This is a genomic window from Mesorhizobium sp. RCC_202 (assembly GCF_041355295.1).
GTDB lineage: Bacteria > Pseudomonadota > Alphaproteobacteria > Rhizobiales > Rhizobiaceae > Mesorhizobium.
In genome coordinates, this window is the sequence record NZ_JBFUPO010000016.1 from 24447 (window position 1) to 49350 (window position 24904).

Genomic DNA, 24904 nt, shown 5'->3' on the forward strand with positions numbered 1-24904 from the left:
GAAGCATGCCTTCATTAAAAGACCTTCGTAACCGTATCGCCTCGGTCAAGGCGACGCAGAAGATCACCAAGGCGATGCAGATGGTCGCCGCGGCGAAGCTGCGTCGCGCGCAGGAAGCGGCGGAAGCGGCGCGTCCCTATTCCGAGCGCATGGGCGCGGTGCTGGCCAACATCACCCAGGCTATCGGCGGCGGCGGCGATGCCCCGGCGTTGATGACCGGCACCGGCAAGGACGATGTGCATCTGCTCATCGTCTGCACCGCCGAGCGCGGCCTGTGCGGCGGCTTCAATTCGCAGATTGCCCGCCTCGCCCGCGACCATATCCGCAGGCTCCTGGCCGACGGCAAGCAAGTTAAGATCATCTGCGTCGGCAAGAAGGGTTTCGACATCCTGCGCCGCGACTACGGTTCGCTGATCCTCGAGCGCGTCGACCTGCGTGAGGTCAAGACTCTCGGTTTCGTCAATGCCGATGCGATCGCGCGCAAGATCATCCACCTGTTCAACCAGGGCGAGTTCGACATCTGCACGCTGTTCTATTCGCAGTTCAAGTCAGTGATCAGCCAGATCCCGACGGCGCAGCAGATCATTCCGGCAGGCGTCGCTTCCGCCCCGGCCGAAGCGACGGTCGGCGGCAACGCCGTCTACGAATACGAACCGGAGCCGGGCGAAATCCTCTCTGACCTCATCCCGCGCAACATCTCGGTCCAGGTCTTCCGCGCGCTGCTCGAAAACGCAGCCGGCGAGATGGGCGCCAAGATGAGCGCGATGGACAATGCGACGCGCAATGCCGGCGACATGATCAACAAGCTGTCGATCACCTACAACCGCCAGCGGCAGGCGCAGATCACCAAGGAACTGATCGAAATCATTTCGGGCGCCGAGGCGCTCTAGGCACGGCCGCGCGGATCTATGGATCCCCGGCGGACGTGAGCAACAGAAAGACGAAAAGGGCAAAGACGATGGCGAAAGCAGCGACCCCGAAGACGGCGGCCCCCAAGACGGCAGCGGCGGCAAAAGCTCCGGCAGCAGCCGCGAAGGCCGCTCCGGCCAAGAAGGCAGCGGCACCGGCCAACGCAGCGGCCGCTCCGGCCAAGCCGGCCGCCGCGAAGTCGGCAAGCGTTTCGACCAAGCGGGTCGGCGCGGCCGGCAAGGTCCGCCAGGTCATCGGCGCCGTCGTCGACGTGCAGTTCGAAGACCATCTGCCGGCGATCCTGAACGCGCTGGAAACCGAGAACGTCGGCAACCGCCTGGTTCTCGAGGTCGCCCAGCATCTCGGCGAGAACACTGTGCGCTGCATTGCCATGGACTCCACCGAAGGCCTGGTTCGCGGCCAGGACGTGTTCGACACCGGCGCGCCGATTTCGGTCCCGGTCGGCCCGGGTCTGCTCGGCCGCATCATCAACGTCATCGGCGAGCCGGTGGACGAGGAAGGTCCGGTCGACGGCATCGAACAGCGTGCCATCCACCAGCCGGCCCCGGCCTATGTCGACCAGTCGACGGAAGCGCAGATCCTGATCACCGGCATCAAGGTCCTCGACCTGCTGGCTCCCTACGCCCGCGGCGGCAAGATCGGCCTGTTCGGCGGCGCCGGCGTCGGCAAGACCGTGCTGATCCAGGAACTGATCAACAACGTCGCCAAGGCCCATGGCGGCTTCTCGGTGTTCGCCGGCGTCGGCGAGCGCACCCGCGAAGGCAACGATCTCTATCACGAGTTCATCGAATCCGGCGTCAACAAGAAGGGCGGCGGCGAAGGCTCCAAGGCAGCACTCGTCTATGGCCAGATGAACGAGCCGCCGGGCGCCCGCGCCCGCGTCGGCCTGACCGGCCTCACCGTCGCCGAGTATTTCCGCGACCAGGGCCAGGACGTGCTGTTCTTCGTCGACAACATCTTCCGCTTCACGCAGGCGGGCTCGGAAGTGTCGGCGCTGCTCGGCCGTATCCCGTCGGCCGTGGGCTATCAGCCGACTTTGGCCACCGACATGGGCGCGCTGCAGGAGCGCATCACGACGACAACCAAAGGCTCGATCACCTCGGTGCAGGCCATCTACGTGCCCGCCGACGATCTGACCGACCCGGCGCCGGCGACCTCGTTCGCTCACCTTGATGCGACGACCGTGCTCAACCGCGCGATCTCGGAAAAGGGTATCTATCCGGCCGTCGATCCGCTCGATTCGACCTCGCGCATGCTCGACCCGCTGGTTGTCGGCGAAGAGCATTATGGCGTCGCCCGCCAGGTGCAGTCGATCCTGCAGCGCTACAAGTCGCTGCAGGACATCATCGCCATCCTGGGCATGGACGAGCTGTCGGAAGAGGACAAGCAGACGGTGGCTCGCGCCCGCAAGATCGAGCGCTTCCTGTCGCAGCCGTTCTTCGTTGCCGAAGTGTTCACCGGCGCGCCTGGCAAGCTGGTTGATCTGGCCGACACCATCAAGGGCTTCAAGGGCCTCTGCAACGGCGACTACGACCACCTGCCGGAAGCCGCCTTCTACATGGTCGGCGGCATTGACGAGGCGGTCGAGAAGGCGCAGCGCCTGGCGGCTGAAGCAGCGTAATTTAGGGAATAGGGAGTAGTGAATAGTGAGTAGTGAATAGCAGATGTGACGTGGGCTGTTTGGCCCCTTCACTACTGACTACTCCCTATTCCCTACTCGCTAAGTTGATCATGGCTGAAGCTTTCCAATTCGAACTGGTCTCGCCCGAACGGCTGCTCGTTTCCGAGAAGGTCGAGTCCGTCGTCATTCCGGGCGCCGAAGGCGAGATGACCGTGATGGCGCAGCACGCTCCGGTCATGACCACGATCAAGCCCGGCGTCGTCACAGTGAAGACCGCCGGCGGCGCGGAAGAGCGTTACGTGGTGTTCGGCGGTTTCGCCGACATCCTGCCGTCCGGCTGCACGCTGCTTGCCGAATCGGCAGTGCACGTCAACGACATCGACCGCGCCGATCTTGCCCGCCGCATCCAGGAGGCCAAGGAAGACGCGGCCGACGCCAAGGATGACGCCAGCCGCAGCCGGGCGGAGCAGTTCCTCAGCCAGCTCACCACGCTGGAAGGTGCGCTGCTGCCGGCCTGATTTCGGAATCCGATAATGGTATGAGAAAGCGGGGCTTGCCCCGCTTTTTGTTTGCCCCGATTTTCCGTTTGCGAGACGGTCCCGCTTGTTGCCGAAACGCCCATCGCGACGGTGGGGCGGCTTCGACCAATCCCCTGGCGTTTGCGCTGATTTCACGGAAAGCTTGCACCAAGACTAACGGCAACCTTTCAAAATCCCTGCGCTATCCGCCCAGCCTGGGCGGTTCGTTGCCGATACCGAGAGCGGCGAAGGCCAACTTCGGACCGCCCTGCTTGAAATGGACGAGATGCGTGGCGACAAACTCGATCAATTTCTGCCGCTCGGGATGGGCTTTGGCAAAGCCGGCGAGATCGAAGACGGCTGTCACTGCCTCGTCTGTTGCCGGGTTACGGCTGAACAGATCGTTGAGAGCGGCATCGAGCGGGTCGGTGAAGTGGCGTTGCGGCAATGCCGAGCCGCGCGCCGCGCAAGCGGCGATCCAGGCAGCGACAACCAGGGAAAGGTGTTCGGGCAGCAATCCTTCCTCCAGCCTGGCAAGGGCGGAGGCGACGATGCGCTGCGGCAGCTTCTGGCTGCCGTCATTGGCGATCTGCGCGGTGCGATGAGCAAGCGCGGTGTTGGAAAAGCGTTCGGCGAGTTCCGCCGTGTAGGCGGTGGTGTCGAGCCCGGCATCCTGTGGCAGCGTTGGGATCGCTTCGGCCCAAAGCCGATCGACGAACTGTCTTATCGCCGGGTCGGCAAAAGCGCGGTCGACGGTGGCATGGCCGCTGAGCAGGCCGAGATAGGCGATACCGGAATGCGCGCCGTTGAGGAGCCTGAGCTTCATGTCTTCGAACGGCCGCACATCCTCGACCATCGCGACGCCGAATTTCTCCCAGGCCGGCCGACCGGCCGGGAACCGGTCCTCGATCACCCACTGGCAGAACGGCTCGGTCATCACCGGCCAGGCGTCCTCGATGCCGAGCGTGGCGGCAACGCGCGCCCTGTCGGCATCGGTGGTGGCCGGCACGATGCGGTCGACCATGGAAGACGGGCAGGCCACGTCGTCGGCGATATAGCGTGCCAGTTCGGCATCGCCTTGGCGCGAGAGCTCCGTGCCAACCGTGCGCGCGTCGCGTAATCTGGCGAACTCGATCAGCAGGCGATGCAGCGTGGCGCCGTTGGCCGGCAGATTGTCGCAGCAGAGCACGGTGAAGGGCGGTGTGCCGGCGGCGCGGCGGCGCGCCAGCGCCTCGGTGAGATAACCATGCGCTGTCTTCGGTGAGCCCGGATTTGCCAGGTCGTGGGCGATGTCGGGGTGGCTCTCGTCGAGCGTGCCGTCGGCGGCCCTGAGATAGGCCTTTTCGGTGATCGTCAGCGTGACGATGCGGATGTCTGGCTCGGTGAGCGCGGCAAGCACGGCTGCGGGGTCCTCCGGCGCCACCAGCAGCGACAGGATCGATCCGACGACCTGCAATCGCTCGCCGGCGCTGTCCCTGATCGCCAGCGTGTAAAGGCCGTCCTGCGGCGCCAGCGCGTCACGCGTATCGGGGCTGCGCAGCGACACGCCGACAACGCCCCAATGCGTTTCGCCATTGGCCAGGCAGGCATCGACATAGGCCGCCTGGTGGGCGCGATGAAAGGCGCCGACGCCGAGATGGACGATGCCCGGCCTGACCGCGCGGCGATCGTAGCGCGGGAGCTCGGTGCCGGCCGGCAAGGTTGCGATTGTGGCGTGGGACAGGCGGCTATTCATGGCTGCGAAGCGTCTCCGGTCAAGTCGCCCGTCGAGCACCGGGCAAGGATTGCGGCAAGCGGCGTAGCACCCAGCCGCCATGCGGCACAATGCCCGTCGAAAGTCATCATACAACAATCCAGTTTTTGTATGTTGACATTATTTCTGGTCAATTTACCAATAGGCCCAAATTGGGAGGAGCCTTTGGCTGGACTGACCGATCCGGATCTATTGTTTCCGCCGGAAAACCGCTCCCTGGCCCGCACGCTCTATGCGGGGGTAAAAGACCTGTCGATCGTCAGTCCGCACGGACACACCGATCCGCGCTGGTATGCGCAGAACGAGCCGTTCCCTGACCCGGCGCAGCTGCTGATCGTGCCGGACCACTATATTTTCCGCATGCTGTTCAGCCAGGGCGTGCGGCTGGAAGAGCTCGGCATAGCCGGCCTCGATGGCGCCCCGGTCGAGGCCGACGGCAGGGTGATCTGGCGGCGCTTCGCCGAACATTATTATCTGTTCCGGGGCACGCCGACGCGGCTTTGGCTTGACCATGTGTTCGAGCACCTGTTCGGCATCCAGGAACCGCTCACCGCGACCACCGCCGACCGCTGCTACGATACGATCGCGACACTGCTGCAACGTGACGATTACCGGCCGCGAGCCCTGTTCGAGCGCTTCAACATCGAGGTGATCGCCACCACCGAGGGCGCGCTCGACGATCTCAAATGGCACAGGATGATCCGCGACGGCGGCTGGGGCGGCCGCGTCGTCACCGCCTACCGGCCCGATGCGGTTGTCGATCCCGATTTCGAGGGATTTGCCGCCAATCTCGATCGTCTTGGCGAGATCACCGGATGCGATACAGGGACATGGGCCGGCTATCTCGACGCGCATCGCAAACGTCGCGCCTATTTCAAGGAGTTCGGCGCGACCTCGTCGGATCATGGCCATCCGACGGCCGAGACCGCCAATCTTTCCGACGCCGCAGCCAAGGAGCTGTTTGACCGCGTCCGCGGTGGTTCCGACGACGAGCGCGAGCGGCGGCTGTTTCGGGCGCAAATGCTGACCGAAATGGCCAAGATGAGCCGCGACGATGGCCTGGTGATGCAGATCCATCCCGGATCGTGGCGCAATCATTCGTCGGGTGTCTTTCAGAAGTTCGGCCGCGACAAAGGCTTCGATATCCCGACCCGCACCGACTATGTGACGGCGTTGAAGCCGCTGCTCGACTGCGTCGGGCTGGAGCGCGACCTTACCGTCATCCTGTTCACGCTCGACGAGACCAGCTATGCGCGCGAGCTGGCGCCGCTCGCTGGCGTCTATCCAGCGGTGAAGCTCGGACCGGCCTGGTGGTTCCACGACAGCCCGGAAGGCATGCGCCGCTTCCGCGAAATGACCACCGAGACGGCTGGCTTCTACAACACTGTCGGCTTCAACGACGACACGCGCGCCTTTCCGTCGATCCCCGCGCGTCACGACGTCGCGCGGCGGGTCGACTGCGCATTCCTGGCGCGGCTGGTTTCCGAGCATCGCCTCCGGGAGGAGGAGGCGCATGAGCTGGCGCGCGAGCTTGCCTACACGCTTGCCAAGAAGGCGTACCGGCTCTGAGCCGGGCGCCGCTATTTTTAGAAGGGAGGAAGTCATGTTGTATTTTTCAAAATTGACGGCAGCCACATTCGCCTTCGGCTCGTTGCTGGTTGGGATTGCCAATGCCGAAACCGTGCTGCGTTCGGCCGATACCCACCCCGACGGCTATCCGACTGTCGAGGCGGTGAAGTATATGGGCGAGCTGATCAAGCAGCGCACCGACGGCCGTTATTCGGTCGAGGTCTATCATTCGGCGCAGCTCGGCGAGGAGAAGGACACGATCGAGCAGACGCAGACCGGTGTCATCGATCTCAACCGCGTCTCGATGGGCCCGTTCAACGGCATCGTGCCGGAAACCGCGGTGCCGTCGCTGCCTTACATCTTCCGCTCGGTCGACCAGATGCGTCATGTCATGGATGGGCCGATCGGCGACGAGATCCTGAAAGCCTTCGAGGCGCATGACCTGGTCGGGCTCGCCTTCTACGATTCCGGCGCGCGCTCCTTCTACAACACCAAGAAGGACATCACTTCGATCGCCGACCTCAAGGGCATGAAGTTCCGTGTCATCCAGTCCGACGTCTTCGTCGACATGGTCAAGGCGCTTGGCGCCAACGCCACGCCGATGGCCTATGGCGAGGTCTATTCGGCGCTGGAGACCGGCGTCATCGACGGTGCAGAGAACAACTGGCCGAGCTTCGAATCGGCCAAGCATTACGAGGTCGCCAAGCACTACACGACGGACGAGCACCAGATCGTGCCCGAAGTGCTGGTGATGTCGAAATCAAGCTGGGACAAGCTGTCGCCCGAGGACCAGGCGATCGTGCGCCAGGCGGCCAAGGACAGCGTCGTCAAGATGCGTGAACTGTGGGACGCGCAGGAGAAGAAGTCGCGCGACATCGTCGAGAAGGCCGGCGTCAAGGTCAGCGAGATCGACAAGCAGCCGCTGATCGATGCCATGAAGCCGGTCTACGACAAATATCTGTCGACGCCCGAGCTCAAGGATCTCGCCGCCCGTATCCAGGCGACCAAGTAAGGCTCCGCGGGGCGGACTCGGTGTCCACTCGGCACTTCTTGACCAGGCTAGGGACCGGGAGGATCGGATGGCGACAACAGCAAAGCCGGGCACGGCGCCGCCGCGTTTCAGCATCGTGCTGTCGAGGATTTGCGACGGCGCGCTTTATCTTGCCGGCTTCGGACTGGTGGTCATGACCGCTTTGGTCGCCTACCAGGTTTTCTTCCGCTTCGTGCTCAACGACTCGCCGAGCTGGACCGAAACCTGCGCCATCATGCTGATGAACTGGTTCATCTTCCTGGGTGCGGCCGTCGGCGTGCGCGAGAACTATCATATGGGCTTCGACGTGCTGCTCTATATCCTGCCGAAAGGCAGCAAGGGCGCGCTGCGCACGCTTTCCGACCTCATCGCGCTCGGCTTCGGCTTCGGCATGGTCTGGTATGGCTGCAAGCTGGTCAGCCTGACCTGGCACACCATCATTCCGGCGCTCGAATTGCCTGGCGGCTTCGACTATCTGCCGCTGGTTGCGGGCGGCGCGCTGATCTGCCTGTTTTCGGCCGAACGCGTGGTGCTGCGCTTGTCGGGCGTGGACATCGACAAGGATATCAATCTCGAAGAGGTGCCGGAGATGCCGGCGGTGCAGGAGGCCTAGATGGAACTCTGGATCCTGTTCGGCGTCTTCACGCTGTTGATGTTTGCCGGTACGCCGATCGCGTTCTGCCTGGGTGCGGCGTCGTTCGCGACGGTGATCTATCTCGGCTTGCCGCCGCTGGTGGTGTTCCAGCAGATGAAATCGGGCATGTCGGCGTTTTCGCTTATGGCCATCCCGTTCTTTATCTATGCCGGCGATCTGATGGTGCGCGGCGGCATCGCGCAGCGCATCGTTTCCTTTGCCGGCTCACTGGTCGGGCATGTGCGTGGCGGGCTCGGCCAGGTCAACATCATCGCCGGCACGCTGTTTGGCGGCATTTCCGGGTCGGCCGTGGCTGAAGCCGCCGCTGTCGGCGGTCTGATGATCCCGCAGATGAAAGCCCGCGGCTACGGCGCCGACTATGCGGTCAACGTCACCTCGATGGCGGCGCTGATCGCGCTGCTTTTGCCGCCGTCGCAGAACATGATCATCTATTCCATCGCCGGCGGCGGCAAGATCTCGATCGCCGACCTGTTCACGGCCGGTATCCTGCCCGGCCTGCTATTCGCGGCCTCGCTGATGGTTACGGCCTATTTCGTCGCCCGCAGCCGCGGTTACCCTGTCGAAGCTTTCCCTGGTTTTGCGCGTGTCGGGCACCTTGCGCTGATCGCTGTTCCCGGACTGCTGTTGATCGGCATCATCTTCGGCGGCGTCCGCTCCGGCATTTTCACGGCGACCGAAAGCTCCTGCATTGCCATTCTCTATGCCTTGCTGGTGACCGTCTTCGTCTATCGCTCGATGGGCTGGAGCGATTTCGTCCACGCCACCAAGGGCGCCGTGCGCACCACCTCTATGGTGCTCTTGATCATCGGCACGGCGGCTTCGTTCAGCTGGCTGATGGCCTATCTCAAGGTGCCGGTTCTGCTGATCGCCGGCATGAACGCCATTTCCACCGACCCGCTGGTCGTGCTGCTGCTGCTCAACGTTTTGATGCTGTTGCTCGGCACCTTCATGGACATGGGGCCGATGATCATCATCTGCACGCCGATCTTCCTGCCGCTGGTCACGCATTATGGCGTCGACCCGGTGCATTTCGGCGTCATCACCATCCTCAATCTCGGCATCGGGCTCAACACGCCGCCGGTCGGCACGGTGCAGTTCGTCGCTTGCGCCGTCGGCAAGATCACGGTGTGGGAAGCGATGCGCTCGATCTGGCCGTTCTATGGCGCTGGTATCGTGGTTCTGGGACTGGTGACGTATATTCCGGCCATCTCGCTCTGGCTGCCGAGCGTGTTCAAATAGGAAGTTCAACGTGGCTGACATCGCATCGGATCTCAGGGTCGAACGGAAGCCGAAACTGTCGGAAACGGTGGTGGCGGCGATCCGCAAGCAATTGCTGGCGGGCGAGATCCCGCCCGGACACAAGCTGCCGACCGAGGGCCAACTGACCGAGACCTTCGGCGTCAGCCGCACCGTCATCCGCGAAGCGCTGGCCAAGCTCGCCGCCGACGGTCTGGTCGAGGCGAGGCAAGGCGCCGGCGTCTTCGTCACGGAACACCTTTCGACGACCTTCGGCGTTCTCGCCGCCGACATGGGCAGCAAGGATTCGATCGCGCTCAACGTGTTGGAAGTGCGCCTGGCCATCGAGATCGAATCAGCCGGTCTTGCCGCCATCCGCCGCAACGCCGCGCAGGAGGCGGCGATCCAGGAAGCCTTCTTCGAGTTCGAGCGCCTGTTGCTCGACAGCCAGCCGACCGGCCCGGCCGATCTCGCCTTCCATCGGGCAATCGCCAGCGCCACCAACAATCCGTTCTATATCGAAATGCTCGACGTGCTCGGGCGCCGCGCCATCCCCTGTGACGTGACTTCGCCCTGGTCGACGGAGCTCGTGCAGTCGGACGATTACCAGCGCGGCCTGCAGCGCGAGCATCTCGTCATCCTCAACGCGATCTCGGCCGGAGATGCCAATGCGGCGCGCGAGGCGATGCGCACGCATCTTACCGCCAGCCAGCAGCGCTACCGCGAGCGTCTGCAGGCGCGGCAAGCCTACTATTCCAAGTCGGCGCAGGCAGCATCGACCGAATAACCATTCGAGCAAGGGCAGCATGGACCAGAAACACACCGAATTCTCCTCGCGCTTCGCTGTCGATCCCGCTGCCGCGGCAGCCATGGGCACCGATGAGCTGCGCCACCATTTCCATATCGAGGGGTTGTTTCAGCCCGGTCTCGTCAACCTGACCTATACGCATTACGACCGCATGATCGTCGGCGGTGCGGTGCCGGTGAATTCAACCTTGCCGCTCGAAGCGATCAAGCCGACCGGCACCAAGGCTTTCCTCGATCGCCGCGAGCTGATCGCCGTGAATGTCGGCGGCGCGGGGACCGTCACCGCCGATGGCCTGCCTTATGAGATGGCGGCGCGCGACATGGTCTATCTCGGCATGGGCACGCAGGAAGTCTCGTTCGCCTCGACGGCTCCGGATAAGCCGGCAAAGTTCTACCTGCTGAGCGCGCCGGCGCATCAGAGCCATCCAAGTCAGCTGATCCGCATCGGCGACGCCAAGCGGCTCGACCTCGGCAGCCAGGCAACCAGCAACGAACGCTCGATCTTCCAGTTCATCCACGCCGGCGGGGTCAAAACCTGCCAACTTGTCGTCGGCATGACGCAGCTGGCGCCAGGATCGGTGTGGAACACCATGCCTTGCCATATCCACGACCGGCGTATGGAGGCGTATCTCTATTTCGACTTGGTTGAAGGCGCGCGCGTCTTCCATTTCATGGGCGAGCCGGACGAAACGCGCCACATCGTCATGCGCAACGAGGAAGCTGCGCTGTCGCCGGGCTGGTCGATCCACTCGGGCGCCGGCACATCCAACTATGCCTTCATCTGGGCGATGGCCGGCGACAATGTCGACTATACCGACGTCGATCAGGTAGCGATGGATCAGCTCAGGTGAGCGATCTCTCCGCCTTCAGCCTTGCCGGCAGACGCATTCTCGTCACCGGCGCCAACACCGGCATCGGCCAGGGCATCGCGGTGTCGGTCGCGCGCGCCGGTGGTTCCGTCATTGGCGTTGGCCGCTCGGCGATGGATGACACGGCGCAAAAGGTCGCCGCCGCCGGAGGTAGTTTCGAAGCGGTGGCCGCCGATCTTGGCGATCCGGCAAGTGCGGCGGCCATGCTCGAGCGCGTCTGGGACGCAAGCGGACCGATCGACGGGCTGGTCAACAATGCCGGCATCATCCGCCGCGCCGATGCGGTCGACCTGACGGAGGCCGACTGGGACGAGGTGATGGACGTCAATTTGAAGACGGTCTTTCGCCTCTGCCAGGCTTTTGCCAGGCGCGTGCTGGCCGAGACCGGACGGCGTGGCAAGATCGTCAATATCGGTTCGGTGCTGAGCTTCCAGGGCGGCATCCGCGTCGCCTCCTACACCGCTTCGAAACATGGCGTGCTCGGCCTCACCCGGCTGCTGGCCTGCGAATGGGCACCGAATGACATCAACGTCAACGGCATCGCGCCGGGCTATATCGAGACCAACAACACCGAGGCGCTGCGCGCCGATCCGGACCGAAGTGCTGCCATTCTCGGGCGCATCCCGGCCGGGCGCTGGGGCCGTCCATCCGATATCGGCGACGCGGCGGTGTTCCTGCTGGCGGCAGCCTCCGACTACATGCATGGCGCGGTGATGCCGGTCGATGGCGGCTGGCTGGCACGGTGATGCAAGCACCTAGGCAATTTCGAATGGAAGCTAAGCGATGACCGAGATTTTTTCGCACGCAGGCAGCAAGGCCTGGGAGCCGACGCCGGACGGCAACAGGCGACGCGTGCTGGTGCACACCAATGAACTGATGATGGTGGAATTCGCGTTCGAGAAGGGCGGCGTCGGTGCGCTGCATTCGCATCCGCATGTGCAGGCAAGCTATGTCGCCGAGGGCCGCTTCGAGGTGACGATCGACGGTCGGTCGGAAATCCTGGAAACGGGCGGCAGCTTCATTGTGCCGTCCAACCTGGTCCATGGCGTCAAGGCACTCGAGGCCGGGCGGCTGGTCGACAGCTTCGCGCCTTACCGGGCCGATTTTCTGGCTCGCTAGTTCAACGCAATTCCAGACGGAAAACCGCTCACACTTTTCCTGGAACTGCTCAAAACGAAAAAAGCCCGCGCCGTGAAGCGCGGGCTTGTTGCCTGGGCGCACTTTGCTTCACGCAATTCCGGACGGAAAGCCGCTAGGCACTTTTCCTGGAATTGCTCGAGGCGCCACCGCGGTACTCAAACATCGCCGCAGGAGGGCAAGCGTGCCGCAACATGGTGAAGATAGGTTTAACGGGACCGGCATGGCCAAGGCCGATGCCTGGCGATAAAGTGAGTTCGAGTTGCATCAGGCAACCGACAGCGGCAACCACTTTCCGCGCCCGTAAATCAAGCCGGATCACCGTCATTCCGACCCGCGCGACAGCTTTACAGCTATAGAGCCGCCCAGTTGCTCCAATGTGAAGTGGCTAACAGTCAGGGCAGACGGTCGCGGCGAAAGTTCGCGTAGCGGTACTTGAGGCCTTCCGCCTGCCGAGACGACAGTTCGGGGGCTGGTTGCCTGCTGCCGCGGCGTTCGAAAGAGCAAGACGTCCGGCAGGAAATATAGACCGATATTTCCTTGCCTTTCATCGCAATTGGTGCACAGTTTACTTGTTGGGGAAACTTCGATCGCCTGTATAATTAAGGGTGGCGCATGCTGATTTTTCGGCGTGCTTGGCTATTGGGGGAATAAACATGCTGACGCGCGCAGCAGTTGGAAGTGGCGTCAATGCAATCGAACGGGCACGCGACGCCGGAACAGGATTTGCGTTTGCCGGGACAACAAGGCGGCGCCTCCTTCGCTTCGCCGTTGTCTTCGCCGCCGTCGCCACGGCCGCACCGGCCTTCGCGGAAGGCACCGACACCGGGCTGAACATAGGCAAACTCGGTGTCGAGCTTGGCGCGCTCGCCGTCATCGTGCTGGTGGTTGAAAGCGCGCTCGCCACGATCTTCCAATGGCGTCTCTACCGAATGCTCTTCAACAACCGCGCCTTGAAGACCGTGGTGATGGTGGCTGTCGGCCTGATCATCGTGCTTGGCTTCAACTATGACATCTTCGGCCGTTTGATGGCGGAGCTTTCGCCGGGCGGCACGACGCCGGACTCAAGCGCCAAGGCAGTGTCGGTCGTTCTGTCCGCCCTCATCATTGCCGGCGGCAGCGCCGGCGTGAACACGCTGCTGCAGCGGCTGGGCTTCCGCAACCCCGTGCAGGCCGAGCCGGCACTGCCGGTGCTCAACGAAAACCAGGCCTGGGTATCCGTCCGGGTGAACCGAAAAGAGGCTGTTGGCCCGGTGCAGATTGCGGTGCGCGAAGCGGCTGATGACCCGCAGGCGTCGGCGCTGGCCGGCACGGTTCGGGAACGCGGTTTCTGGGAGACGGTGAAGGAGGCGTTCACCGCCGACGCGATGCGGTTCCCGAACTATGGCGGGCGCACGGTGACGGTGGGCAAGACCTATGAAATCGTCGCGATGGCCAGGCGGCCATTGGCGCCCGTCAACGGCGCCCCTCAGGACGAGGCGTTCTCGATCCCCGTCTACAAGGGCAGCTTTGCGTCGCGGGCTATCGTCGACTTCAACGTCGACGTCTGATGCCGGTCGTCCAGGGACACGATGATCCGGATGAGCAAGGGACCTGGCGGCAGGGACCGCTGATGGACGTGGCAATACGCAATTCCATGATCGAGGCCGCGCCGACGAAACGGCCGCTGCCCGATTTTGCGCCGGGGTGATCGATGCTGCTGCCCGCCGAGGATCCGCTTCGCAAGGACGGTCTGGTCTATCTGGACGGCGCGCTCGTCGATGGGCCAGCCACCCATGTGCTGATCATCGGCGTCGGGGCCTATAAGTCGCCCCAATTCAAGATACCGCTGACCAGCACCACAGTGTCCGCCCGCGCGCTGGCCGACTGGTTCGTCGACGGAGCGAAGCCACACTTCCAGAACAAGGACTGTCCGCTTGGCAGCGTTGCCGTGCTTCTGTCCGAGCCGGCCGTCGGTGGCGGCAACCTTGCATCCTATGCGGGCGGCGACGTTCCAAGGGCGACTCTGGCGAATTGCGCCTGCGCCGTGAAGGCCTGGGTGAGGCGCATCAACACCAACAAGGACAATCTCGCCATCCTTTACGTCGCCAGCCACGGCGAGAGTTTCCTGAACCAGACCGCCTTCCTGCTCGAGGACTACGGCCTCGATGATCTCGACAAGACGTCCGGCATGTCCAAGATCGAACAGCTCGCCGGCGCGCTCGAGAACGCCAAGCCGGTCGCTCAGTTGCTGTTGTTCGACTGTTGCCGGGTGCCAACCGATATGCGCCTGCCCTGGAATGAGGAACTGGGCACCAAGCTGATATCGCTGACCCGTGCCGATGACGATCATGGCGAGCCGCGAAAACAATGGATGATCGCCGCCACCTCGCTTGGCGAGGTGGCCACCGGGCGCAGCAACAAGACGACTTTGTTTGCCGATGCGCTGATCAATGCGCTCGATGGCGTCGCCGCCGATCCGGCCGAGGACGGCTGGCCGGTGCGACCGGGAACGCTTGTCGACAAGATCGACAGCCTGCTCGCGCTGCACCGGCTGCCAAGCGAAAAGGCGCAGACGCCAAGCGGACGCATGGCGGGATCGTTCGAAATCACCTTCGCGGGCGAAAAGTCCGAAGTGCCGGTCTATGTTTCCTTCAACGATCCGGCCGAATGGCCGGACAGTGTCATCACCGTCACCGCCAATCCGGGAAACGGCATCACTATTCAAGGGGTGCAGAACGAGTCGCCGTTCCGGATGATGTCGGTTCCGACGATGGCGGATGTGCAGGCGAGTGCCGTCCGGAACGACGAGTCCGTCGGCAGCGCCAGGAAGAAAGCCTATGCGCCGGCGATCTTCCTGGAGTTAAGGAAGGTGCCGCAGACGGCGGCAGTCGTCGTCGGAGCCTTGGAAGCGAGCCGCGGCATAATCGGACGCGGCAAGCTTACGGTCGCGCTGCGCAGCCCGGTGCAGATCGGCGCCGGCGCCGTCGCCGACATCGTCTGGCGGGGCAAACAGAAGAAGCCGGTCAAGCAGATCGCGGTGCCGCTCGGCGGCGAAGCATCGCTTGAAGTCCAGGATGGCGATTACACCATCACATTGCGCACGCCTGACGGCCGGGTGCAGACGAAAGACGTCCAACTGGCTAAGGATACGATCCTTAAGGTCGAATTCTCGACGCAGGATTCGCCGCATGAGTGGCTGGCGACCGCTGCAGTCTCGGGCGCCGTTGGAGACGCAACAGCGCCGCCGGCGCCACAGCCGCAATCATCACCTTTCGAAAGGATGGTACGCCGCCATCTCAGGGAGTTTGGCGGCAAATTAGGCTTGGGAGGGCCTGCCGGAGAGGCCGCCGAGTATGACGATTCCGGCGGTTCGGATGGGATCGAAGAATCGAACGATGACGTCGTTACGGCAACGATCGCCGGCCAGCTGGATGTCGACTTGGTCCAGAAGCCGGCGCCGGGGGCGAAATTGGATATCGCTGTCGAGCGCGATGACGGTCTCCTGATGCGGTTTGACATCAGGGACGGCGCCGACTGGCGATACATGCCTGGAGGCGGAGAGTGTCCGCTGTTTGCGGTGATAAAAATGGGCGGTCGTCAAGAGCTTGCCGTTGTTCCAACCTTGGGCGCCAGGCCAGGAGAAGCGGATTCTCCGGGCGGTTGGACGCCATACATCCTGATCGACAGGACGGCCGGCATTGAGCAGATGATGAGCACTGTCATCGTCGAAGACAGCGTCTGGGCGGGCCTGCTGGGGTTCGTCGCATCGCGCGATATGATCATGGGCGAAAAGCTGCTCGACAGCGGCCTGGTGGAGGTCGCGGTGAGCGCCTTCGCCGGCAAACGGCAGAACCCGCTTGCAGCTCTTGCCGGCGCGCTGGTGGCGGTGGCGGCCGCCAGCGCCGATGTCGAGAAGCGATGGGAACCCTGGCTCAGGAATCTTGCCGACTGGTTCCCCGGTCTGCCCGACGGGCCGATCATCCTCGGCCGCCGTCTGCTCATGCGCGCACGCAATGCCGAACAGATCGCGGAAGCGAGAAAGTGGCTGTTCGAGGGCTTCGACCGGGGCGTGCCCGTCTATTCGCTTTGTGTCGATTGGCTGGCGCGCGGGCTGGAAAGCCTGGGCGGAGACGAAGCCGATTTGAAGGCCAGGAAGCTGGCCGCGCGTCACCTGGCCAATCGGGTCGACCCGACACGCGCCTTCACAGTGATCCGTCTCGACGATTGAGGGAGGACAATTTGCCGACATTCAAACTGGCCATGCATCCGGCTTCCGAGGGCGACGCTTTGATGCTGACCTGGGGCGATGCCAAGCTGCATTACGCCCTTGTCGATCTCGGCCGCACCGGCGACTACAAGGCGCTCAAGCCGCTGCTCGGCAATATCGGTGCGTTCGAGCTGTTCACCATCAGCCATATCGACGCCGACCATATCGAGGGCGCGGTGCCGCTGTTCAAGGAAGAGGTGCTGCCGTTCAAGGCCAGGAATGTCTGGTTCAATGCCCGATACCAGCTGAATGCGGCGAACAAACGCATGACGGAGCGGGTCGATCTTGGCGCGATCCAGGCCGAGAAGGTGACGGCCGGCATCGTGAAAAGCAAATGGCCGTGGAACGCGCAATTCGCCAGCAGCATCGTCTCCCTCGACAGTCCCGAGGCACGCGCGCCCTTGACGTTCGACGGCGATCTCAGACTGACGCTGCTGTCGCCGTCCGACAGGAAACTGGCCGAGCTGCTGCCGGTTTGGGACGCGGAACTGAAGAAGGCCAATTTGCGCACCGCCGATCCCGACGAGGTCGAGGCAAGTCTGGCCGAGGGCCGCGAACAGCTTTCGGCGCTCAACGTGGCGTTTCTTGCGGCGCAGAAGTTTCAGATCGACACGACAAAGCCAAACGGGTCGAGCATCACCTTCATTGCCGAATTCGATGGCAAGCGCGTGCTGATGGGGGCGGACTCGCATCCCGATATTATCGAGGCGTCGCTGTGTAGGCTCGGCGCCAGCGAAACCAACAAATACCGGCTCGACTGCCTGAAAGTCTCGCATCATGGCAGCAAGGCCAACACGTCGCCCGCGCTGCTGAAGATCATCGATTGCACGCGCTTCGCCTTCTCGACCGATGGCTCCCGGCACCACCACCCCGATGCCGAGACGATCGCGCGCATCCTGGCAAACGACCCCGGCCGCAAGAAAACACTGATCTTCAACTTTCGGCAGAACAGCACCAGCCAATGGGATGACGACGAGTTGAAGAAAAAATGGAACTATGAATGCCTGTTCCCCGAGGCGGGGAAAACCGGCATTGAGTTCGATATCTGAGATGTGAGGCCTGATGCCGATCGAGGCAACGAACGCAGCCGGTCCCGGTGGGCCAGTCGAGCGGCGCGTGGCGCTGGTGATCGGCAATGGCGGTTATCAGCATGCCTCGACGCTGGAGAATCCCACCCAGGACGCGCGCGGCATGGTCGCTGCGCTGCGGGCGCTGCGCTTCGAAGTCCTCGAAGGGTTTGATCTCACGGTCAGCCGCATGGACGAGGTGCTCAGCGCCTTTGCCCAAAAGATCGACGACGCCGACGCCGCTCTTCTGTTTTATGCCGGGCACGGCTTGCAGGTGAATGGCGAAAACTACCTGGTGCCGATCGACGCCGAGCTCGACAATGAAGGCCAGCTGAACCGGCAGACGATCAAGCTGCAAGACCAGCTCGACATGATGTCGGCGCGGGCAAGGGTCAGCGTGCTTTTGCTCGATTGCTGTCGCGACAATCCGTTCGTACGCTCGCTCGGCCGCCTGCGGCCCGGCAGGACGCGCGGCGTCGCCGCCGACCGCGGCCTGGCCGAAATGGAGACCACCGAAGGCTCGTTCATCGCGTTCGCGACCGGGCCGGGCTCGGTCGCCGAGGATGGGGAAGGCGGGCACAGTCCGTTCACTGCCGCACTGCTTGCGCATATCGATTCGCCCGGACAGTCGATCGCCGACATCATGACCGATGTGACCAATACGGTGGCGTCGGCGACCAACGACAAGCAGGTGCCCTGGTATCATTCGTCGCTCAGGCGAAGGTTCATTCTGAGGCCGTTGCCGGCGGTGGTGGCAGCCCCCGTCGCGATGGCTGCGCCGGTCGTGACCCCTGCAGATCCGACGAAGCAGACTGACAGGGCGGTTGTGGACGCGACGCCTGTCGCTGAGAAAACGGAAAAGGCGGGAGCGGAACAGCAAACCGAAAAACTCCCCTCAGCGGCGGAGCCTGTTTCGACGGAAGTGAAGCCCAGGGCAGTTGAAATTCCGGCCGTTACGCCGAGATCGACGAATCTGCGTAAAGCGCTGGCCTGGGCGCTGACGCTGGTGGTGATTGCCGCCGTCGGGGCTTTTGCCGCGTCGGATCGTCTGTGGACTTACCTGGCGAAAGGCCCCGCGACCGTCGAGGTGCCCGACCCCGCCGGCTTTACCGAAGCCTCGCAGAGGCTGATCGCGCGCATCGATATGCGCGACGGCGGTCTCGGCGATGCGTTGCGACAGGATGTCGTGAATTTCATCCTCGGTCCGGCTCCGGACCGATCGAAGCAGCAGGTGCTCTCTGTACTTGCCGCCATGGCGCAGTCGTATGTTCGCGAGGTGACCGCAACGGATCCCGTGCCGAGCAATTGCCGCGCCCCGACACCAAATCTGCGCCCGGGCGACAATGTGCGTACCTTGGTCTGCTCCGGCCTGGCCGACCCAGATCGGCAAGGGATCATATCGATATTGGCGGCATTGCCGCCTTCGACCTGGAGTAGTCCGGAGTTTTCCGGTGCGCACAGCCTCATTCGCCTCGCCGTCGCGGATATCGCCGCCCTCTACAAATCTCAGTCATCCGCCGCCGTACTGCCTGGCCACATCCAGGCCTTGTCGGACAATGTGCATGTCACGTCCGGGGCCACGGTTGCGCGGCAAGTGACGCTCCAATTTGCCGGGGATTTTCAGCGCGGCAATGCGCAGGCGATCATGGACAGGCTGGTATCGTTCGGGTGGAATCTCGGTGGCGTCCAGCGCGATGGCGGCGCCGCGGGCCTGAATGAAATTCGCTACGGCAATCAGGCGGGAACGGCGGAGGATGCAAAAAAGCTATCGGCCGATCTCGCGCTGCAGGGACTGACCGTAACACCCAAGGCCAACGCCGCGATCGGCGCCGGCAGGCAGCTCGACATCTATATCTCGACGCCTTTGGCGCTGTGGGACGACAAGGCTCCGCAATTCGCCTGGTGCTATCAGGAATATGATCCTTCGAAGAGCGCCGACACACGCTACCTGGTGGCCTGTCATCCCTCGCAGATGGCCTGCGCCGACGCGCGCGGCAATCCGTCGGCCAAGACCCAGTCGGCCTGCATCTTTCGCGAGGATCTGAGCAGCGGCAACTCGATCCTGAAGGCAGGCGGCTGGGCGAAGTCATGGTTCGCTGAAGCGGGCGCCCCGTTCCAGGCGCCGTTCCCGGCGCTGCCGCCACAGTGATCGACTGCCCCAGGCTTGCGCCTGTCGCCGCAGGCAAAGCCGAGCCATTTCACCGCTGTTGCAGCGCGAGCCGGATGCCAAGCGCGCAATAGATGCCGCCGACCACTTTGCCTTGCCATTTCAGCACCACGGGATTGCGGCGCAGGAAGGCGCCGAGGCCGCCCGCGCTGACGGCGAAGATGACCGTGCTGAACAGGCCGAGAGCCACAAAAATGATGCCCAGCAGCATCAGTTGCAGCGCCACGAAACCGTTTTGCGGATGCACGAACTGCGGCAGGAAGGCGAGGAAGAACAGCGCCGTCTTCGGGTTCAGCACCTCGGTCAGGATCGCCTGGCGGAAAGCCTTGCCGGCCGAGATGGGCAGCGACCGGCCTGCAAGATCGGCCGGCGCCTTTTCCAGAATGGCGCGGATGCCGAGGTAAACGAGATAGGCCGCGCCGATATATTTGACGATGCTGAACAGTATCGCCGAGGTGGCGACGATGGCCGAAATGCCGACGATGGCCATGATGGTGTGGATCACGTCGCCCGCCGCGACGCCGGCGCCGGTGGCGATGCCGACCTTGGTGCCCGAACTGGTGGCGCGTGCCACCGTGAGCAACGTCGCCGGCCCGGGGATAAAGACAAAGCCGAACACGACCGCTGTGTAGGCGATGAGCGTGGCGGGGTCGATCATGCGAAGGCTCCTCTTGGCATTCGGCCGCTAGAGCAATTCCAGGAAAAGTGTGATCGGTTTTCCGCCCGGAATTGCATCAAAACAAAGAGATAGAGCGGTTCGCCGTTTCCGTGAAACGGTGAAACGGTCTATCGGGTCCCGGACCTATAGCACCGGGAGCCGCACGGGCGGAACTCTTCAGCCGCCGTGCCGCAATGCTCGGCGATGGCGAAAAGCTCCACGGCGGCGATGCCGGCGCTGGCCAGGCGGCGTATGCCGCGGCTCGATGGCGCGGTCGTGGCTGACCACGCAGCCGCCATGGCGTAGCCTGACGATGGTATCGCCAGCTTCCTGCAAAGGGCGTTGTGGCCGCGTGATTGCTGCGCTAGATCAGGATGGCGACTCGTCACCCTGATCTAGCTGTGTTGCTGGAGCATCATCTTTTTCCGAAAACCGGTGCCCACTTTTTGCTTTCGCTGACCTTCGGTTCGAGATCATGCTCTACCCAGAGACGTCATAGGGTGAATCACTTGACCGGTCCTCACATCCTTTCGAAAATTGCCTCTTGCGCGGTGTCCGCCTGATGCCGGCGCAAGCAGCGAGCATGCGGGCCGAGGATCCGAAACGCCGCGTTCTGAAGGACGTGTTCGGCTTCGACGATTTTCGTCCCGGACAGGCCGATGTCATGGATGCGCTACTGGCCGGGCGCCATGTGCTGGCGGTGATGCCGACGGGTGCGGGCAAGTCGCTCTGCTATCAGGTCCCGGCGCTGGTCAAGGGCGGCCTCACCATCGTGGTCTCGCCGCTGGTGGCGCTGATGCAGGACCAGGTCGCGGCACTTCGGCTTGCCGGCGTCGCCGCCGATACGATCAATTCCTCGTTCGACCGCGACGCCAATGTCGCGGCCTGGCGCCGGGTGGCGGCCGGGCAGACACGGCTGCTCTATCTGGCGCCGGAGCGGCTGATGACCGAGCGCATGCTCGACGCGCTGTCGCGGCTGGAGGTCAAGCTGATCGCCATCGACGAGGCGCATTGCATCTCGCAATGGGGTCCGGCGTTCCGGCGCGAATATGAGGATCTGTCGCGGCTCAGCGGCATCTTCCCGCAAGTGCCGATCATCGCGCTGACGGCCACCGCCGATGAGGCCACGCGCAGCGACATCGAGGCGCGGCTGTTTGCCGGGCGCGCCGAAACCCTGGTGCTGGGCTTCGACCGACCCAACATCAAACTGGCCATGGAGTCCAAGCAGGACAGCAAGCGTCAGCTGCTGCGCTTCGTCGAGCGGCACCCCGGCAAGAGTGGCATCGTCTATTGCCTGTCGCGCAAGAAGACGGAGGAGATGGCCGCCTTCCTCGAGAAGAACGGCGTGCGCGCTCTCGCCTATCACGCCGGCATGAGCAAGGAGACGCGCGAGGCGAACCAGAACACTTTCATGACCTTGTCCGGCGTCGTCATGGTGGCGACCATTGCCTTCGGCATGGGCATCGACAAGCCCGACGTCGCCTATGTCTTCCACACCGACCTGCCGGGTAGCCTCGAGGCCTATTACCAGGAAATCGGCCGCGCCGGGCGCGACGGGCGAGCGGCCGAGGCGCATATGCTTTACGGGGCCGGTGATATCCGCACGCGCCGCATGTTCATCGACGACGAGGATTCATCGCCCGAGCACAAACGGCGGACACATCGCAGGCTCGACACGCTGATCGGCTATTGCGAAACGGCGCAGTGCCGGCGCCAGGTGCTGCTCGGCTATTTTGGCGAGGAAGCCCAGCCCTGCGGCAATTGCGACAACTGCCTCGACCAGGCGCCACGCGCCGACGGCTCCGCGGAAGCGCGCATCATCCTCGCCGCAGTCGCGCAGAGCGGCGAGCGTTTCGGCGCCGCCCATGTCATCGACATTCTGCTCGGCCACGAGACCGAGAAGGTGCTGGCGAGGAACCATCACAAGCTCAGCAGTTTCAGGACGGGTGTCGCGCACAGGAAGACGGTCTGGCTGTCGCTGATCAGGCAACTGGTCGCCGGCGGATTCCTGGTGCCGGATCCGGACGGCCATGGCGGCCTCGCCATTTCGGAAAGCGGCCGCGCCCTCGGGCGGGGCGAGGTGGCGTTCGAGTATCGGGTCGAGGGCAGGGACCGTCTCGCGCGCGGCAGGAAGCGCGCCGCGCAGGGCTCAGTCGCGGATGGTGAGGGCGTCGATGCATCGCTTCTGGCGACGCTCAAGACGCTGCGGCTGCGGCTCGCCAAGGAACGCCAGGTGCCGGCCTATGTCGTGTTTTCCGACCGCACCCTGATCGACATGGCCGAACGCCGTCCGCAAGACCTCGACGACTTCGCCGAGGTCAATGGCGTGGGCGCCGCCAAGCTCAAGGAGTTCGGCGAGGTGTTTTTGAAGGCGATTGCCGCGCATGGGGCGGGTGGGACGAGTTGAGGACACGCCTCGTTTGGTGCATCACAACACTATTCGGAAATTGCCAGGCAGCATTTCTTGAATTTCTTGCCGCTGCCGCAGGGACATGGGTCATTGCGCCCGACATGCCGCAAAGGGTTCGTCACCGGCTCCTCCGCGCTCGCCCAGGGCAACGGTGAGGAAGACAGCCAGTCTTCCTCCTCGTCGCCATCGTCGCTTTGCCAATCGCCGAACCACTCCAGCGTTTCGATCACATCATCGATATAGCCGAGATTGTTGCTCTTGAACCGCTCGATGTCGTCCGGCGCCTTCTCGGCTGCTTGAAGGTCCTCTTCGAAATGGTGCCGCTCCAACACGCCTGGCGGTATGCGTCCTTCATCCCATGCGCTAAGGACGAGCGGCGCGAGATCGCGCCATCCCAGTATGGCGATCGCCCCGAGCCAGGCGACCCAGACCTGCTCCTCGTCGTCGGCCATCTTCTCGGCATGGAACCGCTCGAGAAACAGCCGCATCCGGTCGCGCTCGATGCGCCCGTCCCAGGTGAGAAAGGCCGCCGCGCTCAACAGCACGTCGCGCGTGAATTCATCGACGGTGCGGTCGCCGATGGTGTTGAAGAGGGCTTGGGCATCGCCGTCGAACATGCCTGCGAAGATGCGCGGCAGCGTTTCCGTGATGGCGTCGCCGAGCAGATCCTCGACCTCGCAACCTGGACGACGGAGCAAACGCAGCAAGGATTGACAGACCTGCGTATCGCGCGCGCCGCCCAGAATATGCAAGCCTCGGAAGAGGAGCCTCTCGTCGTCCTCCGACAGCATCTCTCCGTCGGCGGCCCTTGCCAGAACCGCCCGCAAAGCGGGAGCGGCTTCCTCGATCCTGATGGTGCAAACGCCAATTGCAACCTTCGGCATTTGCCGCTCGGTCGCGAGGGCATGCAGGTAGCGGTCTATCGGATACAGCACGAAGTCTTCGGTGTCGGTGCTGAGGAGTTTTTCCAGCTCTTCTTTTTTCATCACTCGCCTCGATGGAACGCCGTTGCGGCGGCGTGCTATCGATCGCTGAGCCGCACTTTGTATCAATCCTGAGCGTAGCAATGAGCGAATACCAATACTATGAATTCCAGGTAATCGATCGGACGCTCAGCCAGGCGGATCGCCGCGCTCTGCGCGAGTTTTCGACACGGGCGCGCATCACCGCCACCAGCTTCACCAATTTCTACGAATGGGGAGATTTCAAAGGCGATCCGGACGCGTTCATGGAACGCTGGTTCGATCTTCATCTCTATCTGGCCAATTGGGGCACCCGCCGCCTGATGATCAAGCTGCCGGCGCGGCTGGCCGATCGGGATCGCATGGGCGCCTTCCTCATGGAGACTGACGACGTCGTGCTCGTCACCGCCGGCGAAAACATGATCGTGAGCATCGCGCGCGAGGAGTTGGAGTTCGAGGACCGCGACGATGACGATGCGAGTTGGCTGGCAGCCCTGGCGCCGCTGCGAGCGGATCTACTCGCCGGCGACCTTCGGCTTTTCTATCTCACTTGGCTGATGGCTGTCGAAACGGATGCGGTCGAACCCGATGCGCCGGAGCCGATGCCGGGGATCGGGCCGCTGACTGACGCGCTCGAAGCATTCGCCGAGTTCTTCGGCATCAATCGCAATCTCGTCCAGGCGGCGGCTGAGCAAGGCGCGGCAACAGTTTCCGATGACGCGACGCCGGAGATGGTTCGACGGACCATCGCTGCCATGCCGGATACCTGGAAAACCGATCTGCTGGTGCGCACCTTCGACGATGGACCGCATGCGTCGGTGGAACTGCGGGCTATGGTTCGGGCGCGCCTAAGGCCCAAGAACGCGACGCCGGTCACCGCCTTGCGTACCGCCGCCGAACTGCGGGCCCGTGCCGATGAAATCCGCCTTGCCCGCGAGCGTGCCGAGGCGGAACTGGCCGCGGCACAGCGACGACTGCAAATGGAAGCGGCCGAGAAAGCCCGCCAGATACGACTTGAGGCCATCAACAGCCAAGGCGAAAGCGTCTGGGACGATGTCGAAAACGAAATCAGACGCCGCAACCCCAGCGGCTACGACAAGGCGGCGGCGCTGCTTTTCGACCTGCAGGCGCTTGCCGAACGACACGGCACCGTCGATGCGTTTCGCCTCCGGCTTCAATCCATCCGGGAGCGTCATGCCGGCAAGGAGCGTTTCATCGAACGTCTGACGCAGCTTGAGTAGAGGTTCGCGATTATCGCGGATCGAT

Annotated in this window: 20 protein-coding genes and 2 pseudogenes; 17 read left to right on the plus strand and 5 right to left on the minus strand. The window is 63.4% G+C overall.

The genetic code is table 11. The features are described from left to right. Positions 1-5: 5 nt before the first annotated feature. The 3 genes from AB6802_RS27390 to AB6802_RS27400 all read left to right on the plus strand — a co-directional run bounded on the left by AB6802_RS27390 (position 6) and on the right by AB6802_RS27400 (position 3069). Entirely contained in the window at positions 6-890 is an 885-nt protein-coding gene (locus tag AB6802_RS27390; protein WP_371013334.1) for a F0F1 ATP synthase subunit gamma, read from the plus strand. Between the two features lie 68 nt (positions 891-958). Beyond that, a complete protein-coding gene (gene atpD / locus AB6802_RS27395) occupies positions 959-2551 on the plus strand; it encodes a F0F1 ATP synthase subunit beta (RefSeq protein WP_371013335.1) in 1593 nt (530 codons plus the stop codon). Between the two features lie 110 nt (positions 2552-2661). Next, positions 2662-3069, plus strand: a complete 408-nt coding sequence (locus AB6802_RS27400; protein ID WP_371013336.1) for a F0F1 ATP synthase subunit epsilon — start codon at positions 2662-2664, stop codon at positions 3067-3069. Positions 3070-3271: 202 nt separating this feature from the next. Here AB6802_RS27400 and AB6802_RS27405 read toward each other — a convergent pair whose 3' ends face one another. Then, positions 3272-4804 carry a mannitol dehydrogenase family protein gene (locus tag AB6802_RS27405; protein WP_371013337.1) on the minus strand — a complete coding sequence of 511 codons (1533 nt, stop codon included), beginning with the start codon at positions 4802-4804 and terminating at the stop codon, positions 3272-3274. 183 nt (positions 4805-4987) lie between these two features. Between AB6802_RS27405 and uxaC the strand changes: the two genes are divergently transcribed. The 12 genes from uxaC to AB6802_RS27465 all read left to right on the plus strand — a co-directional run bounded on the left by uxaC (position 4988) and on the right by AB6802_RS27465 (position 19590). After that, entirely contained in the window at positions 4988-6391 is a 1404-nt protein-coding gene (uxaC, locus tag AB6802_RS27410; RefSeq protein WP_371013338.1) for a glucuronate isomerase, read from the plus strand. Positions 6392-6425: 34 nt separating this feature from the next. After that, on the plus strand, positions 6426-7403 hold the full coding sequence (locus AB6802_RS27415) for a TRAP transporter substrate-binding protein (RefSeq protein ID WP_371013339.1): 978 nt from the start codon (positions 6426-6428) through the stop codon (positions 7401-7403). Between the two features lie 67 nt (positions 7404-7470). Next, positions 7471-8034 carry a TRAP transporter small permease gene (locus AB6802_RS27420; RefSeq protein ID WP_371013340.1) on the plus strand — a complete coding sequence of 188 codons (564 nt, stop codon included), beginning with the start codon at positions 7471-7473 and terminating at the stop codon, positions 8032-8034. Then, a complete protein-coding gene (locus tag AB6802_RS27425) occupies positions 8035-9315 on the plus strand; it encodes a TRAP transporter large permease (protein ID WP_371013341.1) in 1281 nt (426 codons plus the stop codon). It begins immediately after the preceding gene. Positions 9316-9325: 10 nt separating this feature from the next. Further along, the gene (locus tag AB6802_RS27430) at positions 9326-10099 is read left to right on the plus strand and encodes a FadR/GntR family transcriptional regulator (protein ID WP_371013342.1); all 774 of its coding nucleotides are present in this window, start codon (positions 9326-9328) and stop codon (positions 10097-10099) included. Between the two features lie 19 nt (positions 10100-10118). Next, positions 10119-10970 carry a 5-dehydro-4-deoxy-D-glucuronate isomerase gene (gene kduI, locus AB6802_RS27435; protein WP_371013343.1) on the plus strand — a complete coding sequence of 284 codons (852 nt, stop codon included), beginning with the start codon at positions 10119-10121 and terminating at the stop codon, positions 10968-10970. Then, positions 10967-11734 (plus strand): 2-dehydro-3-deoxy-D-gluconate 5-dehydrogenase KduD, encoded by a 768-nt coding sequence (kduD, locus tag AB6802_RS27440; RefSeq protein ID WP_371013344.1) that lies wholly within the window; start codon positions 10967-10969, stop codon positions 11732-11734. The genes kduI and kduD overlap by 4 nt, the downstream gene beginning before the upstream one ends. 37 nt (positions 11735-11771) lie before the next feature. Then, the gene (locus tag AB6802_RS27445) at positions 11772-12107 is read left to right on the plus strand and encodes a cupin domain-containing protein (protein ID WP_371013345.1); all 336 of its coding nucleotides are present in this window, start codon (positions 11772-11774) and stop codon (positions 12105-12107) included. 674 nt (positions 12108-12781) lie between these two features. Continuing rightward, positions 12782-13675: a hypothetical protein gene (locus tag AB6802_RS27450; protein ID WP_371013346.1), complete on the plus strand. Its 894-nt coding sequence runs from the start codon at positions 12782-12784 to the stop codon at positions 13673-13675. A 143-nt stretch (positions 13676-13818) separates the two neighbouring features. Next, positions 13819-16335: a caspase family protein gene (locus AB6802_RS27455; RefSeq protein ID WP_371013347.1), complete on the plus strand. Its 2517-nt coding sequence runs from the start codon at positions 13819-13821 to the stop codon at positions 16333-16335. Positions 16336-16346: 11 nt separating this feature from the next. Then, a complete protein-coding gene (locus AB6802_RS27460; protein WP_371013348.1) occupies positions 16347-17423 on the plus strand; it encodes a hypothetical protein in 1077 nt (358 codons plus the stop codon). A gap of 13 nt (positions 17424-17436) precedes the next feature. Continuing rightward, complete coding sequence (locus AB6802_RS27465; protein WP_371013349.1) at positions 17437-19590, plus strand: caspase domain-containing protein; 2154 nt, start codon at positions 17437-17439, stop codon at positions 19588-19590. A 49-nt stretch (positions 19591-19639) separates the two neighbouring features. Here AB6802_RS27465 and AB6802_RS27470 read toward each other — a convergent pair whose 3' ends face one another. Continuing rightward, positions 19640-20266 (minus strand): LysE family translocator, encoded by a 627-nt coding sequence (locus tag AB6802_RS27470; RefSeq protein ID WP_371013350.1) that lies wholly within the window; start codon positions 20264-20266, stop codon positions 19640-19642. 562 nt (positions 20267-20828) lie between these two features. Between AB6802_RS27470 and recQ the strand changes: the two genes are divergently transcribed. Further along, positions 20829-22673 carry a DNA helicase RecQ gene (recQ, locus tag AB6802_RS27475; protein WP_371013351.1) on the plus strand — a complete coding sequence of 615 codons (1845 nt, stop codon included), beginning with the start codon at positions 20829-20831 and terminating at the stop codon, positions 22671-22673. A gap of 29 nt (positions 22674-22702) precedes the next feature. On the opposite strand, the pseudogene AB6802_RS27480 reads toward recQ, so the two are convergent. The 3 genes and pseudogenes from AB6802_RS27480 to AB6802_RS27490 all read right to left on the minus strand — a co-directional run. Next, positions 22703-22807, minus strand: a pseudogene (locus AB6802_RS27480) (SEC-C metal-binding domain-containing protein); the annotation flags it as partial. A gap of 84 nt (positions 22808-22891) precedes the next feature. After that, a pseudogene (locus AB6802_RS27485) lies at positions 22892-23662 on the minus strand (DUF1186 domain-containing protein); the annotation flags it as partial. Positions 23663-23724: 62 nt separating this feature from the next. Beyond that, positions 23725-23928, minus strand: a complete 204-nt coding sequence (locus AB6802_RS27490; RefSeq protein WP_371013352.1) for a hypothetical protein — start codon at positions 23926-23928, stop codon at positions 23725-23727. A 33-nt stretch (positions 23929-23961) separates the two neighbouring features. Between AB6802_RS27490 and AB6802_RS27495 the strand changes: the two genes are divergently transcribed. Continuing rightward, positions 23962-24879 carry a hypothetical protein gene (locus AB6802_RS27495; protein ID WP_371013353.1) on the plus strand — a complete coding sequence of 306 codons (918 nt, stop codon included), beginning with the start codon at positions 23962-23964 and terminating at the stop codon, positions 24877-24879. The last annotated feature ends 25 nt before the right edge of the window (positions 24880-24904 follow it).

Coding starts and splice junctions, on each gene's coding strand:
- AB6802_RS27390 (WP_371013334.1), top strand. CDS start 6: ATGCCTTCATTAAAAGACCTTCGTAACCGTATCGCCTCGGTCAAGGCG.
- atpD (WP_371013335.1), top strand. CDS start 959: ATGGCGAAAGCAGCGACCCCGAAGACGGCGGCCCCCAAGACGGCAGCG.
- AB6802_RS27400 (WP_371013336.1), top strand. CDS start 2,662: ATGGCTGAAGCTTTCCAATTCGAACTGGTCTCGCCCGAACGGCTGCTC.
- AB6802_RS27405 (WP_371013337.1), bottom strand. CDS start 4,804: ATGAATAGCCGCCTGTCCCACGCCACAATCGCAACCTTGCCGGCCGGC.
- AB6802_RS27415 (WP_371013339.1), top strand. CDS start 6,426: ATGTTGTATTTTTCAAAATTGACGGCAGCCACATTCGCCTTCGGCTCG.
- AB6802_RS27420 (WP_371013340.1), top strand. CDS start 7,471: ATGGCGACAACAGCAAAGCCGGGCACGGCGCCGCCGCGTTTCAGCATC.
- AB6802_RS27425 (WP_371013341.1), top strand. CDS start 8,035: ATGGAACTCTGGATCCTGTTCGGCGTCTTCACGCTGTTGATGTTTGCC.
- kduI (WP_371013343.1), top strand. CDS start 10,119: ATGGACCAGAAACACACCGAATTCTCCTCGCGCTTCGCTGTCGATCCC.
- AB6802_RS27445 (WP_371013345.1), top strand. CDS start 11,772: ATGACCGAGATTTTTTCGCACGCAGGCAGCAAGGCCTGGGAGCCGACG.
- AB6802_RS27450 (WP_371013346.1), top strand. CDS start 12,782: ATGCTGACGCGCGCAGCAGTTGGAAGTGGCGTCAATGCAATCGAACGG.
- AB6802_RS27455 (WP_371013347.1), top strand. CDS start 13,819: ATGCTGCTGCCCGCCGAGGATCCGCTTCGCAAGGACGGTCTGGTCTAT.
- AB6802_RS27465 (WP_371013349.1), top strand. CDS start 17,437: ATGCCGATCGAGGCAACGAACGCAGCCGGTCCCGGTGGGCCAGTCGAG.
- AB6802_RS27470 (WP_371013350.1), bottom strand. CDS start 20,266: ATGATCGACCCCGCCACGCTCATCGCCTACACAGCGGTCGTGTTCGGC.
- recQ (WP_371013351.1), top strand. CDS start 20,829: ATGCCGGCGCAAGCAGCGAGCATGCGGGCCGAGGATCCGAAACGCCGC.
- AB6802_RS27490 (WP_371013352.1), bottom strand. CDS start 23,928: ATGAAGATCGAACCAGCGTTCCATGAACGCGTCCGGATCGCCTTTGAA.
- AB6802_RS27495 (WP_371013353.1), top strand. CDS start 23,962: ATGATCAAGCTGCCGGCGCGGCTGGCCGATCGGGATCGCATGGGCGCC.